Genomic DNA, 2066 nt, shown 5'->3' with positions numbered 1-2066 from the left:
CGATCTGCGGGCCCAGTCCGCCGATGTCCTCGTAGGAAATGTCCGGCACCTCTTCGAGGATGAGGTTCTCCACCTCGCTGCGCGGGATCTTCTCCAGGGCGTAGCCGCTGCGGGCATCGATCGACACCGCGTCGCCGACCCGGAGCCTTTCGGTCCGCAGTGCGCCGGACAGCTTGACGACCCGCTCTTCGTCGGCCCGTCCGACCACCAGGGCGCGGTCGCCGTCGAGCATTTCCTTGATGGTGACCAATTCACCGGAGCGCTCGAAGCCCAGTGCGGCAATGACGGTCAGCGATTCGTTCAGCAGGACTTCCTGCCCCGGGCTGAGGTGGTCCATCTGGACCAGGGGGCTCACGGCAACGCGGAGCTTTCGCCCCGACTGCACAATGTCCACGCTCTCCTGCACCATGGCAGCGCTGCTCACCCCTGGACGCTGCTTCTGGGCGTTGTTGACCTGGGTGATGGTGGCGAAGCTGAAGGGGGTCTCACCGTCGCGTTCAAGGGCGGATTTGAGCCGGACGATTTCGGACTTCGCGGCCTCAAGCGTGGCTACCAGTCGGGAATTGTTTTGTGTCGCCGCGGCAAGTTGCTTGTCCAGGTGCCGCAGTTTGTCGCGGAGCACATTGATCTGGCGCTGGGCGACCGTCAGCGCGTCGCGCTGTTCGTCCTGCGGTTCAGCCGGTCCCGGTTGGTTGTTCTGGTTCTGGTTTTGGTTCTCGTTCATCACCGCAACCCGCTTCCTTGCATCGGTTCCTTCCCTAGACCCTAACCGTCGCCCGAGCCCACTGCACCTGTCTAGGGAAAGAAACGCCGAATCGAGACCTGGAGTTCCGCAGTCCGTAACGGGCGCTTGAAGCGGAAATCCGCCGGTTAGTCCGTTTCGGGATTCACGTCCTTGAATGCACCCCGCTGGACCGTGGAGGCGGCATCCTTGGCCACGCGGCGGAGCCGGCGGTCGGAGACTGTACGCTCCCCCAAGGCTTCCGGATTCCAATCCTCCTCATCACCGGTCCAGACCTGCACGTCCTCCGCGGCGAAGCCGGTCTTGGAGGGTCGCCGCTTCGGGGTCAGCCCGGTCATCCCGTCTGCCAGGCGGCGGGCTGTGAGCAGAAAACCGGTGTGCGCCACCATCCGGTGGTCTGGCCGGACGGCCAAGCCCTCCAAGTGCCAGCCGCGGACCATGGATTCCCAGCCGTCAGGCTCGGTGAACCGGCCGTCGGCCCGGATCGCCTCCGCTGTGCGGGAGAGTTGCGTCACGGTGGCCACATAGTTGATCCACACGCCGCCGGGCGCCAGCACCGTGGCCACCGCGTCCAGACACTCCCACGGTGCCAGCATGTCCAGCACCACGCGGTCCACGCTGCCCGGTTCTTCGGCCTTCACTACTTCGTCTTGGAAGTCGCCCAGCGAGACCTGCCAGGCCGGGTGCGGGCCGCCGAAAAAGGTTTCCACGTTGCCGCGGGCGACGTCGGCGAATTCTTCCCGGCGTTCAAACGAATGGAGCCGGCCGCCGTCGCCCACGGCGCGCAGCAGTGAGATGCTCAGGGCGCCGGAGCCGACGCCGGCTTCCACCACCCGGGCCCCGGGGAAGATGTCCGCCATGGTGACAATCTGGGCGGCATCCTTGGGGTAGACAACGGCGGCACCGCGCGGCATGGAGAGCACGAAGTCCGACAGCAGCGGGCGCAGCGTCTGGTACCGGTGGCCTACGGTATTGGCCACGACAGTTCCCTCCTCCCGGCCGATCACGTCGTCGTGCGGCAGGAACCCCTTGTGTGTATGGAAGGCACCGCCGGGGGTGAGGGTGATGGTGTTCATCCGACCCTTCTCGTCCGTGAGCTGGACCCTTTCGCCGGGCCGGAACGGTCCGCGTCGCTGGTCTGCGCCGTGCGCGCTGGTGGAGGAGCTCATGGGTGGATCACTTCCGGTTGTTGTTGGTCCGGCCGCGGCATTGCCTGCCGGGCCCGTTCGTCGATTGTATTCCGGCCGGGTGTCCGGCGCCCGCCGCCGGCTAAAGGATCAGAGCCGGCCGGGCTTGCCGGTGATGGCCTGAACCACCGTGCTCT

Annotated in this window: 1 protein-coding gene and 1 pseudogene; both read right to left on the bottom strand. The window is 66.3% G+C overall.

The features are described from left to right. Window positions 1–724 (bottom strand): annotated as a pseudogene (locus AC5RWT_RS36820) (proteasome ATPase); the annotation flags it as partial. 146 nt (window positions 725–870) lie between these two features. After that, on the bottom strand, window positions 871–1911 hold the full coding sequence (locus AC5RWT_RS36815; RefSeq protein WP_494084531.1) for a tRNA (adenine-N1)-methyltransferase: 1041 nt from the start codon (window positions 1909–1911) through the stop codon (window positions 871–873). Between the last annotated feature and the right edge of the window lie 155 nt (window positions 1912–2066).

This window comes from Arthrobacter sp. Dra40 (genome assembly GCF_059091905.1).
This window is presented reverse-complemented; position numbering and strand designations above follow the sequence as displayed.